Below are 12,708 nucleotides of genomic sequence, written 5' to 3' on the forward strand. Positions count from 1 at the left end.
ATATGACGTCGAAGGGATGGCGCGGCGGCGGCGCACTTCGGGCGCCGCCGCCCGTAACTCAGCCCGGAAGCTGTGTTACTTGGAGTAGAGCTCGACGATCAGCTGTTCCTGAACCGGAACGTCGATCTGCGCACGCTCCGGCAGCTGGTGGACCAGCACGCGGAGGTTGGACTGGACGACCTGCAGCCACGCCGGGATGGGGCGCTCGCCGAAGGACTCCTTCGCCACCACGAAGGGCAGCATCGAGAACGACTTCGGTCGCACGTCGATGATGTCCCACTTGGAGACCTGGAAGGACGGGACGTTGACCTTCACGCCGTTGACCAGGAAGTGGCCGTGGCTCACCAGCTGGCGCGCCTGGCGGCGCGTGCGGGCGATGCCGGCGCGGTAGATCACGTTGTCCAGCCGGGACTCGAGGATCTGCAGCAGGTTCTCACCGGTCTTACCGGGACGCCGGACGGCTTCCTTGTAGTACCGGACGAACTGGCGCTCGAGAACGCCGTAGGTGTAGCGAGCCTTCTGCTTCTCCTGCGACTGCAGGAGGTACTCGGACTCCTTGATGCGCCCGCGGCCGTGCTGGCCCGGCGGGTAGGGGCGACGCTCGAAAGCCTGGTCGCCGCCGATGAGGTCAACCTTGAGGCGACGCGAAATACGCGTCGCGGGGCCGGTGTAACGAGCCATTTCTTCTTACTCCTCCCCGTTCCTCAGACCCGGCGCCGCTTGGGCGGGCGGCAGCCGTTGTGAGGCTGCGGGGTCACGTCCTGGATGGTGCCGACCTCGAGACCGGCGGCCTGCAGCGAGCGGATCGCCGTCTCGCGGCCCGAACCCGGGCCCTTCACGAAGACGTCGACCTTCTTCATGCCGTGCTCGGCAGCCTTGCGGGCGGCGTTCTCGGCGGCCATCTGCGCGGCGAACGGGGTGGACTTGCGCGAGCCCTTGAAGCCCACGTGACCACTTGACGCCCACGCGATCACAGCGCCCGTGGGGTCCGTGATCGAGACGATGGTGTTGTTGAACGTGCTCTTGATGTGCGCGTGACCGTGCGCAACGTTCTTCTTTTCCTTGCGGCGGACCTTCTTGGCCCCCGCCGCAGTACGAGACTTCGGTGGCATGTTCTGAGGGTTCTCCTGTTAGCGCGCGTTCTCTTGGTGAGCGGCAGCCGCTTCGGCCTGTCCGCGCCGGATGATCGACCCGGCGTCGGTGTACAGGTTGCGCAGCGCCATCGGGCGGGCGTAGAGCGCCTTGGGCGAGACACAAGCCGTGCCGCGACGGTTCCCGCCGCCCATCTGCACGACCTTCTTGCCCTTGAGGCTCACTTCTTGCCAGCCTTCTTCTTGCCGGCGACCGTCTTCTTCGGACCCTTGCGGGTGCGGGCGTTGGTCTTGGTCCGCTGACCGCGGACGGGCAGACCACGACGCCAGCGCAGGCCCTGGTAGGTGCCGATCTCGATCTTGCGACGGATGTCGGCGTTCACCTCGCGACGCAGGTCACCCTCGACCTTGAAGTTCTCGTCGATGTAGTCACGAAGCTTGATGAGGTCCTCATCGCTGAGGTCCTTCACACGGGTGTCCGCGTTGAGCTCGGCAGCAGCGATCATCTGCTTCGAGCGCGTACGGCCGATGCCGTAGATGTAAGTCAGCGCGATCTCCAACCGCTTTTCGCGGGGGAGGTCTACGCCAGCGAGTCGTGCCATGGGCGCTATAGCTCCTTCTTCGATTTCGTCTTCAGGTCTTCTCCCCGTCCGGTTCCGGAACCGACTCGCCTGTCGTGCCCGCCGCTTGCGCTGCGGGTGTCCCGGCCCCGGCCTGAAGTCCGGGGGTGCACCGGACCGCTCACGCGGCCCGGCAGGTGCGGGGAGGGTGTGTAGCCGTCAATCCGCTCTGCTGGAGTGCGGTGCTCAGCCCTGACGCTGCTTGTGACGCAGGTTCTCGCAGATCACCATGATCCGACCGTGGCGGCGGATCACCTTGCACTTGTCGCAGATCTTCTTGACGCTCGGCTGGACCTTCACGTCTGTCGACTCTCCTGCTTCTTCTCAGCTCTTCGTGATCACTTGTAGCGGTAGACGATGCGACCACGAGACAAGTCGTAGGGCGAAAGCTCCACGACGACCCTGTCCTCGGGCAGGATGCGGATGTAGTGCTGCCGCATCTTGCCGCTGATGTGGGCAAGAACTTTGTGGCCGTTCTCCAACTCGACGCGGAACATCGCGTTGGGGAGCGGCTCGACCACGCGGCCTTCGACCTCGATGGCCCCGTCTTTCTTAGCCATGTCCTCCGCAATCCCTGAATGCACGCTTGATGCACACAGCGTGATCGGTTTGAGCTTGAGTCCCTTGCTTACTGGGGTGCTGCTCCGGCACACTCCACCCCGACTCCGAGTGTTCGCGAGAGTTCACGAGCGCGCAGGAACCGGCGCGATAAGTACGCCGACTTGTCAGTGTACGCAACTCGTGTCGCGACCCCCAAACGGGGGGTAACTGTGCTACAAGCCGGCGGTCGGGCGCCAGGGTTCCAGTATGCCTGAAAGCGAGCCGACCTGCGAGAATCGCCTGGTCAGGTGAACTTTGCCAGCCGGGTGAGCGGCAGTGTCAGCCCTCGTCAGCCCTCTTCGGGCGCGGTGAGCACCCAGGGACCGTCCTCGGTGATGGCGACGGTGTGCTCCCAGTGCGACGCGCGGGAGCCGTCGGCCGTGACCACGGTCCAGCCGTCCTCGAGCTCCACGGTCTCCCCGCCGCCCCCGGTGAGCATGGGCTCGATCGCGAGCGCCATGCCGACCTTGAGCCGCGGGCCCTTGCCGGGCTTGCCGACGTTGGGCAGGAACGGGTCCATGTGCATCTGGCGGCCGATGCCGTGGCCGCCGTACTCGAGGATCATCCCGTACTCGACGCCGTTGTCGCGGCCCGCCTTCTCGGCCGCGGTCTGCACGGCGAACGAGATGTCGGTGAGCCGGCCGCCCGCGTGCACGGCCTCGATGCCGGCCCACATGGACTTCTCCGTGGCGGCGGACAGCGCGAGGTCTTTCTCGCTGACGGCGCCGATCGCCAGCGTCACGGCGGAGTCGCCGTGCCAGCCGTCGAGGATGGCGCCGCAGTCGACCGAGATCAGGTCACCGTCGGCCAGCACCTGCCGGCTCGACGGGATGCCGTGGACGATCTGCTCGTTCACCGACGCGCAGATCGACGCGGGGAACCCGTGGTAGCCCTTGAAGGACGGCACGGCCCCCGCGTCGCGGATCGTCTGCTCGGCCAGCTCGTCGAGCTCGGCGGTGCTGACACCCACCTGCGCACGCTCGCGCACGGCGGCCAGCGTCCTCGCGACGACCAGCCCGGCCGCCCGCATCGCCTGCAGCTCGCCCGGCGTCTTGACCTCGATCATGCGCCCACGGCGGAGCACTTGCAGAACACGCAACCCTCCGTGATTCACGTGCGGTCGCGCAGCGCTTTCAGCACGCGGTCCGAGATCTCCTGCACGTCGCCCACGCCGTCGACAGCCACCAGGATGTCGGCGTAGTACTCCAGCAGCGGGGCCGTCTCGGACCAGTAGATCTGCTGCCGGCGGCGGATGACCTCTTCGGTGTCGTCGGCGCGGCCACGGGCCATCAGCCGGGACACGACGACGTCTTCAGGCACCTGAAGCTGGATCACGGACTCGAGCGCGCAGTCGGCTTCCTTCAGCATCTCGCCGAGGACCTCGGCCTGCTTCGTGTTGCGGGGGAAGCCGTCGAGCAGGAAGCCGGCCTTCGCGTCGGGCTCGGCGAGCCGTTCGCGGACCATCTCGTTGGTCACCGAGTCGGGGACGAGCTCACCCGAGTCGAGGTAGCGCTTGGCCTCCTGGCCGAGCGGCGTCTCCTGACCGACGTGCGCGCGGAATAGATCGCCCGTCGAGATGTGCGGAACCCGCAGCTGCTCCGACAGGGCCACCGCCTGCGTACCTTTACCCGCGCCGGGCGGGCCGACGAGAACCACACGCGTCACTTCAAGAACCCTTCGTAGTTGCGCTGCATCAGCTGGCTTTCGATCTGCTTCACGGTGTCGAGGCCGACACCCACCATGATCAGCACAGCCGTGCCACCGAACGGGAAGTTCTGGTTGTTCCCGCTGCCGGTGAGGGACAGGAAGAAGTTCGGGAGGATCGCGATGATGCCCAGGTACAGCGAGCCCGGCAGCGTGATGCGGCCGAGGACGTAGCTCAGGTATTCGGCGGTGGGGCGGCCCGGGCGGATACCCGGGATGAAGCCACCGAACTTCTTCATCTCGTCCGCACGCTCGTCGACGTTGAACGTGATCGTGATGTAGAAGTACGTGAAGAAGATGATCAACGCGAAGTACGCGAGGATGTGCACCCAGCTGCTCTGGTTGACCAGGTAGTTCTGGATGAAGGACTGCCAGCCGGAGTTGCTGTTCGGGTCGCCGATGAGCTGGCTGAGCAGCTGCGGCAAGTACAGCAGCGACGACGCGAAGATGACCGGGATGACACCGGCCTGGTTCACCTTGATCGGCAGGTACGTGGACGTGCCGCCGTACATCCGGCGCCCGATCATGCGCTTGGCGTACTGCACCGGGATCCGGCGCTGCCCTTGCTCCACGAAGATGACGCTCGCGATGATCACCAAACCGAACACGCAGATCATGACCAGGGCGACCGCGCCGCCGTTGCTCATGATGTTGGCGCCCTCGGTGGGGATGCGGGCCGCGATGTTCAGGAAGATCAGGACCGACATGCCGTTGCCGACGCCGCGCTCGGTGATGAGCTCGCCCAGCCACATCATGACGGCGGTGCCCGCGGTCATCGTGCAGACGATCAGGGCCAGCGAGTAGACGCTGTTGTCCGGGATGATCTGCTGCTGGCAGCCCTGGAAGAGGGTGCCGCGGTCGGCCAGCGCGACGACGCCGGTGGCCTGCAGGATCGCCAGGGCGATCGTGAGGTACCGGGTGTACTGCGTGAGCTTGTTCTGGCCGGCCTGGCCTTCCTTCTTCAGCTCCTCGAACCGCGGGATCACCACGGTCAGCAGCTGGATGATGATGCTCGCCGTGATGTACGGCATGATGCCGGTCGAGAACAGCGACAGCTGGAGCAGCGCACCACCGCTGAACAGGTTCAGCAGCTGGTAGACGCCCTGCTGGTCGGCCTGAGAGCTACAGGCCTGCACAGCGGAGAACGAGATCCCCGGGGCCGGGATGGCGGCACCGATCCGGTAGACCGCGACGATGGCTAGCGTGAACAGGATCTTCTTGCGTAGATCCGGCGTCGCGAGAGCCGAGCGGAAGGCGCTGAGCACGCGGGGGACCTCCTCGGCGTCGTCGGCTGTCCTACCGACGATCGGCTTGGCCGGCACGGGGCCGGCGGGAACACAGCTCACTGGCAGGCAAGCCAGGAACGCCTCAGGGCACAGTGGTCCCGAAGCGTGTCGCCGACTCTAACAGCTTCACAGGGCGTGTCCGCAGCGCGTGTGCGTTTTCCGTCTCAGGCTGCCCTCGAAGCCCTGAGACGACGTCGCAGGTTGGACCGTTCGCAGGCGAAATGATCACCTGTTCGGCCCCGGTCGTCGGTAGGTTCCCGGTGGTCGCTACACCGAGGACGTACGGGCACGACGAGGGTTGCTTCGTTGGCGCGCAACGGATCCCGCCTTCGTGCTCGCAGTTGTCCACAACTCGGCTCGCCTGTGGACAGCTCGGGCGCACGGCCGGTTTTGTCAGTGCTCGCCGGTAGAATGGGATCGGGGACGCCCCCCTGGGAGGGCGGGGGTTTGCCTCCGCCGCGGGGGCAGAGGCACGTTGTGGAGCCGCGCTGTGGAAGCGCGCCGCCGGGCCACACAGGCAGAAACGACTCGGGCCCACTCAGCTGTTCGCTGGGTGGGCCCGAGTCGTTTACCGGTGCTTGAGTTGCCTCAGTCGCCTCAGTTGGCGGTGGCGGTGCCACCGGCGGCTTCGAGCTTCTCCTTGGCAGAGCCGGAGAAACCGTCCGCGGTGACGTCCAGCTTCACGCCGTTGAGGTCACCGTTGCCGAGAACCTTCACGAGGCTGCCCTTGCGAACGAGACCCGCCGCGACGAGCTCCTCGACGCCGACCGTGCCACCGTCCGGGAAGACGCGGGCGATGTCGCCCACGTTCACCGGCTGGTACTCGGTGCGGAAGCGGTTCTTGAAGCCACGCAGCTTCGGCAGCCGCATGTGGATGGGCATCTGCCCACCCTCGAAGCCGGCGGGCACGTTCTTGCGGGCCTTGGTGCCCTTCGTGCCGCGACCGGCCGTCTTGCCCTTCGAACCTTCACCACGGCCGACGCGCATCTTCTCGCGCTTCGAGCCCGGAGCCGGGCGCAGGTGGTGGATCTTGATGGCCGTCATGCCTGGACCTCCTCGACCTCCACCAGGTGGCGGACGGTGAGAATCAGGCCGCGCACCTGGGGGGTGTCTTCACGCACGACGCTCTGGCGGATCTTGCGCAGCCCGAGGGTGCGCAGCGACTCGCGGTGAGCATGCTTCGTGCCGATCTTGCTCTTGATCTGGGTGACCTTCAGCTGAGCCATGTCAGACCCCCTGGCCCGCGCGCTGGCGCAGCATCCGGGCCGGAGCGACGTCCTCGAGCGGGAGACCGCGGCGGGCCGCGACCTCTTCGGGACGCTGCAGACCCTTCAGGGCCGCCACGGTCGCGTGCACGATGTTGATCGCGTTGTCGGAGCCGAGCGACTTCGACAGCACGTCGTGGACACCGGCGCACTCCAGCACCGCGCGCACCGGGCCACCGGCGATGACACCGGTACCGGCCGAAGCCGGACGCAGCAGCACGACACCGGCGGCTTCCTCACCCTGGATCGGGTGGGGAATGGTGCCGCCGACGCGAGGCACGCGGAAGAAGTTCTTCTTCGCTTCCTCGACGCCCTTGGCGATGGCCGCGGGAACTTCCTTGGCCTTGCCGTAGCCGACGCCGACCTGGCCGTCACCGTCGCCGACGACGACGAGAGCGGTGAAGCTGAAGCGACGACCACCCTTGACGACCTTGGCGACGCGGTTGATCGTCACGACCTTCTCGAGGTGCGGGGTCTTGTCCTGGCCGGCCCCGCCACGGCCGCTGTCGCGCCGGTCCCGGCCGCCACCGCGGCGATCATTGCGGTCGTTGCCGCCCTGACCGCCCGGTCCGCCCTGGCCGCCGCCGAATTGCCGCGTACGTCCCGGCATCAGGCTTTCCTTCCATTGACGAGCATCTGCATCAGAACTCCAACCCCGCCTCACGGGCGGCGTCGGCGAGCGCGGCGATGCGGCCGTGGTAGGCGTTGCCGCCACGGTCGAACACCACAGCCGAGATCCCGGCCGCCTTGGCGCGCGCGGCGACGAGCTCGCCGACCTTCGCGGCCTTGGCCTTCTTGTCGCCGTCGGTCGCCCGGACGTCCGCCTCGAGGGTGGACGCCGACGCCAGGGTGTGGCCGGCGAGGTCGTCGATCAGCTGCACGGCGATGTGCCGCGAGGACCGCTTGACGACCAGGCGCGGACGAACCGGCGTGCCACTGACCTTCTTGCGCAGGCGGAAGTGCCGACGGGTCTTCGCGACGCGGCGGCGGGTCGAGATGTCCTTGCCGACCGGCTTGCGCTTCGTGGTAGTCGTGTCGCTCATGATCACTTACCCGTCTTTCCGACCTTGCGGCGGATCTTCTCACCCTCGTAGCGCAGGCCCTTGCCCTTGTACGGGTCGGGACGGCGCAACTTGCGGATGACCGCGGCGATCTGGCCGACCTTCTGCTTGTCGATGCCGGACACCGAGAACCGGGTGGGCGTCTCCACCTTGAAGGTGATGCCCTCCGGCGCCTCGATCTTCACCGGGTGGCTGTAGCCGAGGGCGAACTCGAGGTCCGAACCCTTGGCCTGCACACGGTAACCAACGCCGTGGATTTCCATCTTCTTCTCGTAGCCGGCGGTGACGCCGACGACGAGGTTGTTCACCAGCGTGCGGGTGAGACCGTGCAGCGCCTTGGAGGTGCGCTCGTCGTCCGGGCGCTTCACCTGCAGGGTGCCGTCTTCACCGCGCTCGACGGTGATGGGCTCCGCGAGGGTGTGCTCGAGGGTGCCCTTGGGCCCCTTGACCTGAATGTGCTGACCGTTGATGGTCACGTCGACCCCGGAGGGGACGGCGACCGGCAGCTTTCCGATGCGTGACATGTCTGTGCCCCCTTCCTTACCAGACGTAGGCGAGGACTTCGCCGCCCACGTTGTTGCGCTTGGCCTGACGGTCGGTCTGCAGGCCACCGGACGTCGAGATGATCGCGACGCCGAGGCCACCCAGCACGGACGGCAGTTCGGTCGATTTTGCGTACACCCGCAGACCCGGCTTGGACACGCGCCGGAGGCCGGCGATGCTGCGCTCGCGGTTGGGGCCGTACTTCAGCTCCACGATGAGGTTCTTGTGCTTCTCGCCCGGCTCGTCGCGGTAGCCCGCGATGTAGCCCTCGCGCTTGAGGATCTCGGCGATGTTCGCCTTGATCTTCGAGTGGGGAAGCACGACCTCGTCGTGGTACGCCGAGTTCGCGTTACGCAGACGAGTCAAGAAGTCTGCGATGGGGTCGGTCATCGTCATGGTGACCTGTCAACCTTTCTCGCCTGGTTCCCCGCCCTCTCGGGCGGGGCCTGTGGCGAACTGGGAAATAGTTTCGAGCCTCTTACCAGCTGGACTTGCGGACGCCGGGCAGCTCGCCCGCGTGCGCCATCTCCCGGAGACAGATCCGGCAGAGCCCGAACTTGCGGTACACCGAGTGCGGCCGACCACAACGGTTGCAACGGGTGTAACCCCGCACGGCGAACTTCGGCTTCTTGGCGGCCTTGTGGACCAGAGCTTTCTTGGCCATCGGCTCAGTTCTCCTTGAACGGGAAGCCGAGCTTGCGCAGCAGCGCCCGGCCCTCGTCGTCGGTGGTGGCGGTGGTGACGACCGTGACATCCATGCCGCGCGGACGGTCGATGGCGTCGGGGTCGATCTCGTGGAACATCGACTGCTCGTTGAGACCGAACGTGTAGTTGCCGTTGCCGTCGAACTGCTTGCCGGACAGACCGCGGAAGTCGCGGATACGGGGCAGCGCGATGGTGAGCAGCCGGTCGAGGAACTCCCACATCCGGTCGCCGCGCAGCGTCACGCGCGCACCGATCGGCTGGCCTTCACGCAGCTTGAACTGCGCGATGGACTTGCGGGCCTTCCGGACTTCCGGCTTCTGGCCGGTGATCAGCGACAGGTCGCGGACAGCACCCTCGATGAGCTTGCTGTCGCGGGCCGCGTCACCCACACCCATGTTCACGACGACCTTCACGACGCCGGGAATCTGGTGCACGTTGGGGATGGAGAACTCCTTCTGGAGTTCGCCCTTGATCTCTTCGCGGTACCGGGTCTTCAGACGCGGCACCATCTTCTCTGCGGTGGTCATGTCAGATGTCCTTGCCGTTCCGGCGCGAGACCCGGACCTTCTTGCCGTCCTCGCCGATGCGGTAGCCCACGCGGGTCGGCTTGCCGTCCGAGTCCACGACCATCACGTTCGACACGTGGATGGGCGCTTCCTGGGTCACGATGCCACCGGACTGCGCACCACGCTGGGTCTGGGTGATCCGGGTGTGCTTCTTGATCCGGTTCACGCCCTCGACCAGCACGCGGTCGCGCTCCGGGTAGGCCTGGATGACCTTGCCCTTGGCGCCCTTGTCCTTGCCGGCGATGACGACGACCGTGTCGCCCTTCTTCACCTTCATGGCTTACAACACCTCCGGCGCGAGCGAAATGATCTTCATGAACTTTCGGTCGCGCAGCTCGCGGCCCACCGGGCCGAAGATGCGGGTGCCGCGAGGCTCGTTGTCGTTCTTGATGAGCACGGCGGCGTTCTCGTCGAAGCGGATGTAGGAACCGTCCGGACGACGACGCTCCTTCACCGTGCGGACGATGACCGCCTTGACGACGTCGCCCTTCTTCACCCCGGCAGCCGGGATGGCGTCCTTCACGGTGGCGACGATGATGTCACCGATGCCCGCGTAGCGCCGCCCGGAGCCACCGAGAACACGGATGCAAAGGATCTCCTTAGCACCGGTGTTGTCGGCAACCCGAAGCCGCGACTCCTGCTGGATCACGTCAACTCCTGTATGTCGCGCTGGTTCTCGCTCGCGCGAGCCTTGCGGAACCAAGGACTCCGAAGAGCCCTGCTTACTTGGCCTTCTCCACGACCTGCACGAGGCGCCAGCGCTTCGTCGCCGACAGCGGCCGGGTCTCCATCAGGGTGACCCGGTCGCCCACGCCCGCCTCGTTGTTCTCGTCGTGCACCTTGACCTTGGTGGTGCTGCGCAGAACCTTCGAGTAGCGCGGGTGCTTCTTGCGGTCCTCGAGCTCGACCACGATCGTCTTGTCCATCTTGTCCGAGACGACGTAGCCCTCGCGCACCTTGCGGTAGTTACGCGCGAGCTTCTCGGTGGTGGGCTCGCTCATGCGGCACCTTCACTCTCGCTGTCGGGGGCCACGGACAGGCCGAGCTCACGCTCGCGCATGACCGTGTAGATCCGCGCGATGTCCGTGCGGACGGTGCGCAGCCGACGGTTGTTATCCAGCTGCCCGGTCGCCATCTGGAAGCGGAGGTTGAAGAGCTCCTCCTTGTATTCCTTCAGACGCAGCACGAGCTCTTCCGCGGTGAGCTCACGAAGCTCCGAAGCCTGGGCGGCGCCGTTGGCCATCAGAACTCACCACCTTCACGGGTCACGATGCGGCACTTCATGGGCAGCTTGTGGATCGCGCGACGGAGCGCCTCGCGGGCGGTCTCCTCGTTCGGGAACGAGATCTCGAACATCACGCGACCCGGCTTCACGTTGGCGATCCACCACTCGGGCGAACCCTTACCGGAACCCATGCGGGTTTCAGCCGGCTTCTTGGTCAGCGGGCGGTCCGGGTAGATGGTCGTCCACACCTTGCCGCCACGCTTGATGTGACGAGTCATGGCGATACGAGCGGACTCGATCTGCCGGTTCGTCACGTAGCTGTGCTCAAGCGCCTGGATGCCGTACTCGCCGAAGCTGACCTTCGTACCGCCCTTGGCGGCGCCGTGGCGCTTCGGGGAGTGCTGCTTCCGGTGCTTGACCCTGCGCGGGATGAGCACGTCTCAGCCCTCCGTCTTTTCTGCGGTCTCGGCAGCCGGGGCCGCCTCGGTCGCCACGGGTGCCGCGTCTTCGTTCTTCGCGGCGGCAGCAGCGCGACCGGCTTCGGTCGAGGTCGCCGTCGTGCCCGAGGCGCCGGAGCGGCGCGGGCGGGACGGACGGTCACCGCGGTCGCGGCGCGGGGCCCGCTCGGCGGCCGCGGCGGCGTCGCGCGCCTCGCGGGCCTTGAGGCCACCCACCAGCTCGCCCTTGTAGATCCACACCTTCACGCCGATGCGACCGAACGTCGTCTTGGCCTCGAAGAAGCCGTAGTCGATGTCGGCCCGCAGCGTGTGCAGCGGAACCCGGCCGTCGCGGTAGTGCTCCGAGCGGGACATCTCGGCACCGCCGAGACGACCGCCGCACTGCACGCGAATGCCCTTGACCTGCGGCGAACGCATGGAGGTCTGGATCGCCTTGCGCATCGCACGGCGGAACGCCACGCGGTTGCTCAGCTGCTCCGCGACACCCTGCGCAACGAGCTGGGCGTCGGACTCGGGGTTCTTGACCTCGAGGATGTTGAGCTGGACCTGCTTGGCGGTCAGCTTCTCCAGCGCGCCACGGATCCGGTCGGCCTCCGCACCACGACGGCCGATGACGATGCCCGGCCGGGCGGTGTGGATGTCGACGCGAACGCGGTCACGGGTGCGCTCGATCTCGACCTTGGAGATGCCGGCGCGCTCCATGCCCGTGGACAGCAGCTTGCGGATCTTCACGTCCTCGGCCACGTACTCCGAGTACTGCTTGTCGGCGTACCAGCGCGACTTCCAGTCCGTGGTGATACCCAGGCGGAAGCCGTGCGGGTTGATCTTCTGGCCCACTACCGGCCACCTGCCTTCTTCTTGCTCTGCGCCTTCTTCACGTCGGCCTTCGGACGCGACTCCACCTCGACGGTGATGTGGCTGGTCCGCTTGCGGATCCGGTACGCACGGCCCTGGGCCCGCGGGCGGATGCGCTTGAGGGTCGGGCCCTCGTCGGCGTACGCGTTCTTGACCCAGAGCGTCTCCGGGTCGAGCTGAAGGTTGTTCTCGGCGTTGGCCACGGCACTGGCGAGCACCTTCGCGACCGGCTCGCTGGCCGCCTGGGGGGCGAACCGGAGCACGGCCAAGGCGTCGGCGGCGCTACGTCCCTTGATGAGCTCGATCACCCGGCGCACCTTGGTCGGCGAGTCCCGGACGAAGCGAGCCCGCGCGTAAGCCGTAGGCAGAGCCTCGACCGTCGCGTCGTTCTGGGCGTTCATCGCTACTTCCCTTGTCTTGTTTCGTGCCCGCTCAGCGGCGGCGCGACTTGCGGTCGTCCTTGATGTGACCCTTGAAGGTCCGCGTCGGGGCGAACTCGCCCAGCTTGTGACCCACCATGGCCTCGGTGACGAACACCGGGACGTGCTTGCGGCCGTCGTGCACGGCGATCGTGTGACCCAGGAAATCCGGGATGATCGTCGAGCGACGCGACCAGGTCTTGATCACGGTCTTCTTGTTGGCCTCGTTGAGCGCGTCCACCTTCTTGAGCAGGTGGTCGTCCACGAAGGGCCCCTTCTTAAGGCTGCGTGGCATGTTCTTCTACCTCCC

25 protein-coding genes are annotated in these 12,708 nt (G+C 66.6%); all 25 read right to left on the reverse strand.

Annotation, left to right across the window (positions count from 1 at the left end):
• Positions 1-75 precede the first annotated feature (75 nt).
• The 25 genes from rpsD to rpsS all read right to left on the reverse strand — a co-directional run bounded on the left by rpsD (position 76) and on the right by rpsS (position 12,693).
• A complete protein-coding gene (gene rpsD, locus AB0M56_RS33025) occupies positions 76-681 on the reverse strand; it encodes a 30S ribosomal protein S4 (RefSeq protein ID WP_326568113.1) in 606 nt (201 codons plus the stop codon).
• Positions 682-704: 23 nt separating this feature from the next.
• Positions 705-1,112: a 30S ribosomal protein S11 gene (rpsK, locus tag AB0M56_RS33030; protein ID WP_004558885.1), complete on the reverse strand. Its 408-nt coding sequence runs from the start codon at positions 1,110-1,112 to the stop codon at positions 705-707.
• Positions 1,113-1,130: 18 nt separating this feature from the next.
• Positions 1,131-1,316: a hypothetical protein gene (locus AB0M56_RS33035; RefSeq protein WP_354878502.1), complete on the reverse strand. Its 186-nt coding sequence runs from the start codon at positions 1,314-1,316 to the stop codon at positions 1,131-1,133.
• Entirely contained in the window at positions 1,313-1,693 is a 381-nt protein-coding gene (gene rpsM / locus AB0M56_RS33040) for a 30S ribosomal protein S13 (RefSeq protein WP_204091690.1), read from the reverse strand. Before rpsM ends, AB0M56_RS33035 begins: the two co-directional genes overlap by 4 nt.
• Before the next feature lie 204 nt (positions 1,694-1,897).
• On the reverse strand, positions 1,898-2,011 hold the full coding sequence (gene rpmJ / locus AB0M56_RS33045; protein ID WP_004558882.1) for a 50S ribosomal protein L36: 114 nt from the start codon (positions 2,009-2,011) through the stop codon (positions 1,898-1,900).
• A gap of 38 nt (positions 2,012-2,049) precedes the next feature.
• Positions 2,050-2,271, reverse strand: a complete 222-nt coding sequence (gene infA, locus AB0M56_RS33050; RefSeq protein ID WP_004558881.1) for a translation initiation factor IF-1 — start codon at positions 2,269-2,271, stop codon at positions 2,050-2,052.
• Positions 2,272-2,600: 329 nt separating this feature from the next.
• Entirely contained in the window at positions 2,601-3,377 is a 777-nt protein-coding gene (gene map / locus AB0M56_RS33055) for a type I methionyl aminopeptidase (RefSeq protein WP_364183385.1), read from the reverse strand.
• Between the two features lie 44 nt (positions 3,378-3,421).
• On the reverse strand, positions 3,422-3,976 hold the full coding sequence (locus tag AB0M56_RS33060) for an adenylate kinase (protein ID WP_364183388.1): 555 nt from the start codon (positions 3,974-3,976) through the stop codon (positions 3,422-3,424).
• The gene (secY, locus tag AB0M56_RS33065; protein WP_220247338.1) at positions 3,973-5,280 is read right to left on the reverse strand and encodes a preprotein translocase subunit SecY; all 1,308 of its coding nucleotides are present in this window, start codon (positions 5,278-5,280) and stop codon (positions 3,973-3,975) included. Before secY ends, AB0M56_RS33060 begins: the two co-directional genes overlap by 4 nt.
• A gap of 618 nt (positions 5,281-5,898) precedes the next feature.
• Positions 5,899-6,345: a 50S ribosomal protein L15 gene (gene rplO, locus AB0M56_RS33070; RefSeq protein WP_354878493.1), complete on the reverse strand. Its 447-nt coding sequence runs from the start codon at positions 6,343-6,345 to the stop codon at positions 5,899-5,901.
• On the reverse strand, positions 6,342-6,527 hold the full coding sequence (gene rpmD, locus AB0M56_RS33075; RefSeq protein WP_364183392.1) for a 50S ribosomal protein L30: 186 nt from the start codon (positions 6,525-6,527) through the stop codon (positions 6,342-6,344). Before rpmD ends, rplO begins: the two co-directional genes overlap by 4 nt.
• A gap of 1 nt (position 6,528) precedes the next feature.
• Positions 6,529-7,176, reverse strand: a complete 648-nt coding sequence (rpsE, locus tag AB0M56_RS33080; RefSeq protein WP_155548876.1) for a 30S ribosomal protein S5 — start codon at positions 7,174-7,176, stop codon at positions 6,529-6,531.
• 31 nt (positions 7,177-7,207) lie between these two features.
• Positions 7,208-7,615 (reverse strand): 50S ribosomal protein L18, encoded by a 408-nt coding sequence (gene rplR, locus AB0M56_RS33085; RefSeq protein ID WP_364183395.1) that lies wholly within the window; start codon positions 7,613-7,615, stop codon positions 7,208-7,210.
• Positions 7,612-8,151, reverse strand: coding sequence for a 50S ribosomal protein L6 (gene rplF, locus AB0M56_RS33090; protein ID WP_220246089.1), 540 nt, complete (start codon positions 8,149-8,151; stop codon positions 7,612-7,614). Before rplF ends, rplR begins: the two co-directional genes overlap by 4 nt.
• 16 nt (positions 8,152-8,167) lie before the next feature.
• The gene (gene rpsH, locus AB0M56_RS33095) at positions 8,168-8,566 is read right to left on the reverse strand and encodes a 30S ribosomal protein S8 (protein ID WP_220246088.1); all 399 of its coding nucleotides are present in this window, start codon (positions 8,564-8,566) and stop codon (positions 8,168-8,170) included.
• Positions 8,567-8,648: 82 nt separating this feature from the next.
• The gene (locus AB0M56_RS33100; RefSeq protein WP_220246087.1) at positions 8,649-8,834 is read right to left on the reverse strand and encodes a type Z 30S ribosomal protein S14; all 186 of its coding nucleotides are present in this window, start codon (positions 8,832-8,834) and stop codon (positions 8,649-8,651) included.
• Between the two features lie 4 nt (positions 8,835-8,838).
• A complete protein-coding gene (gene rplE, locus AB0M56_RS33105) occupies positions 8,839-9,402 on the reverse strand; it encodes a 50S ribosomal protein L5 (RefSeq protein WP_220246086.1) in 564 nt (187 codons plus the stop codon).
• 1 nt (position 9,403) lies between these two features.
• Positions 9,404-9,718, reverse strand: coding sequence for a 50S ribosomal protein L24 (gene rplX, locus AB0M56_RS33110; RefSeq protein ID WP_204091700.1), 315 nt, complete (start codon positions 9,716-9,718; stop codon positions 9,404-9,406).
• A gap of 3 nt (positions 9,719-9,721) precedes the next feature.
• On the reverse strand, positions 9,722-10,090 hold the full coding sequence (rplN, locus tag AB0M56_RS33115) for a 50S ribosomal protein L14 (RefSeq protein ID WP_004558867.1): 369 nt from the start codon (positions 10,088-10,090) through the stop codon (positions 9,722-9,724).
• Positions 10,091-10,163: 73 nt separating this feature from the next.
• Complete coding sequence (gene rpsQ / locus AB0M56_RS33120) at positions 10,164-10,442, reverse strand: 30S ribosomal protein S17 (protein ID WP_220246085.1); 279 nt, start codon at positions 10,440-10,442, stop codon at positions 10,164-10,166.
• Positions 10,439-10,684, reverse strand: a complete 246-nt coding sequence (gene rpmC, locus AB0M56_RS33125) for a 50S ribosomal protein L29 (protein WP_220246084.1) — start codon at positions 10,682-10,684, stop codon at positions 10,439-10,441. Before rpmC ends, rpsQ begins: the two co-directional genes overlap by 4 nt.
• The gene (gene rplP / locus AB0M56_RS33130) at positions 10,684-11,103 is read right to left on the reverse strand and encodes a 50S ribosomal protein L16 (RefSeq protein WP_004558864.1); all 420 of its coding nucleotides are present in this window, start codon (positions 11,101-11,103) and stop codon (positions 10,684-10,686) included. The genes rpmC and rplP overlap by 1 nt, the downstream gene beginning before the upstream one ends.
• Before the next feature lie 3 nt (positions 11,104-11,106).
• Positions 11,107-11,961 carry a 30S ribosomal protein S3 gene (gene rpsC / locus AB0M56_RS33135; RefSeq protein ID WP_220246083.1) on the reverse strand — a complete coding sequence of 285 codons (855 nt, stop codon included), beginning with the start codon at positions 11,959-11,961 and terminating at the stop codon, positions 11,107-11,109.
• Positions 11,961-12,380 carry a 50S ribosomal protein L22 gene (gene rplV / locus AB0M56_RS33140; protein ID WP_220246082.1) on the reverse strand — a complete coding sequence of 140 codons (420 nt, stop codon included), beginning with the start codon at positions 12,378-12,380 and terminating at the stop codon, positions 11,961-11,963. The genes rpsC and rplV overlap by 1 nt, the downstream gene beginning before the upstream one ends.
• Before the next feature lie 31 nt (positions 12,381-12,411).
• Positions 12,412-12,693, reverse strand: a complete 282-nt coding sequence (gene rpsS / locus AB0M56_RS33145; RefSeq protein WP_153035997.1) for a 30S ribosomal protein S19 — start codon at positions 12,691-12,693, stop codon at positions 12,412-12,414.
• Positions 12,694-12,708 lie beyond the last annotated feature (15 nt).

It is taken from the genome of Amycolatopsis sp. NPDC051372 (genome assembly GCF_040682095.1).
Classification (GTDB): Bacteria; Actinomycetota; Actinomycetes; order Mycobacteriales; family Pseudonocardiaceae; genus Amycolatopsis.

Coding starts and splice junctions, on each gene's coding strand:
- rpsD (WP_326568113.1), bottom strand. CDS start 681: ATGGCTCGTTACACCGGCCCCGCGACGCGTATTTCGCGTCGCCTCAAG.
- rpsK (WP_004558885.1), bottom strand. CDS start 1,112: ATGCCACCGAAGTCTCGTACTGCGGCGGGGGCCAAGAAGGTCCGCCGC.
- rpsM (WP_204091690.1), bottom strand. CDS start 1,693: ATGGCACGACTCGCTGGCGTAGACCTCCCCCGCGAAAAGCGGTTGGAG.
- infA (WP_004558881.1), bottom strand. CDS start 2,271: ATGGCTAAGAAAGACGGGGCCATCGAGGTCGAAGGCCGCGTGGTCGAG.
- map (WP_364183385.1), bottom strand. CDS start 3,377: ATGATCGAGGTCAAGACGCCGGGCGAGCTGCAGGCGATGCGGGCGGCC.
- rplO (WP_354878493.1), bottom strand. CDS start 6,345: ATGACGGCCATCAAGATCCACCACCTGCGCCCGGCTCCGGGCTCGAAG.
- rpmD (WP_364183392.1), bottom strand. CDS start 6,527: ATGGCTCAGCTGAAGGTCACCCAGATCAAGAGCAAGATCGGCACGAAG.
- rpsE (WP_155548876.1), bottom strand. CDS start 7,176: ATGCCGGGACGTACGCGGCAATTCGGCGGCGGCCAGGGCGGACCGGGC.
- rplF (WP_220246089.1), bottom strand. CDS start 8,151: ATGTCACGCATCGGAAAGCTGCCGGTCGCCGTCCCCTCCGGGGTCGAC.
- rpsH (WP_220246088.1), bottom strand. CDS start 8,566: ATGACGATGACCGACCCCATCGCAGACTTCTTGACTCGTCTGCGTAAC.
- AB0M56_RS33100 (WP_220246087.1), bottom strand. CDS start 8,834: ATGGCCAAGAAAGCTCTGGTCCACAAGGCCGCCAAGAAGCCGAAGTTC.
- rplE (WP_220246086.1), bottom strand. CDS start 9,402: ATGACCACCGCAGAGAAGATGGTGCCGCGTCTGAAGACCCGGTACCGC.
- rplX (WP_204091700.1), bottom strand. CDS start 9,718: ATGAAGGTGAAGAAGGGCGACACGGTCGTCGTCATCGCCGGCAAGGAC.
- rpsQ (WP_220246085.1), bottom strand. CDS start 10,442: ATGAGCGAGCCCACCACCGAGAAGCTCGCGCGTAACTACCGCAAGGTG.
- rpmC (WP_220246084.1), bottom strand. CDS start 10,684: ATGGCCAACGGCGCCGCCCAGGCTTCGGAGCTTCGTGAGCTCACCGCG.
- rplV (WP_220246082.1), bottom strand. CDS start 12,380: ATGAACGCCCAGAACGACGCGACGGTCGAGGCTCTGCCTACGGCTTAC.
- rpsS (WP_153035997.1), bottom strand. CDS start 12,693: ATGCCACGCAGCCTTAAGAAGGGGCCCTTCGTGGACGACCACCTGCTC.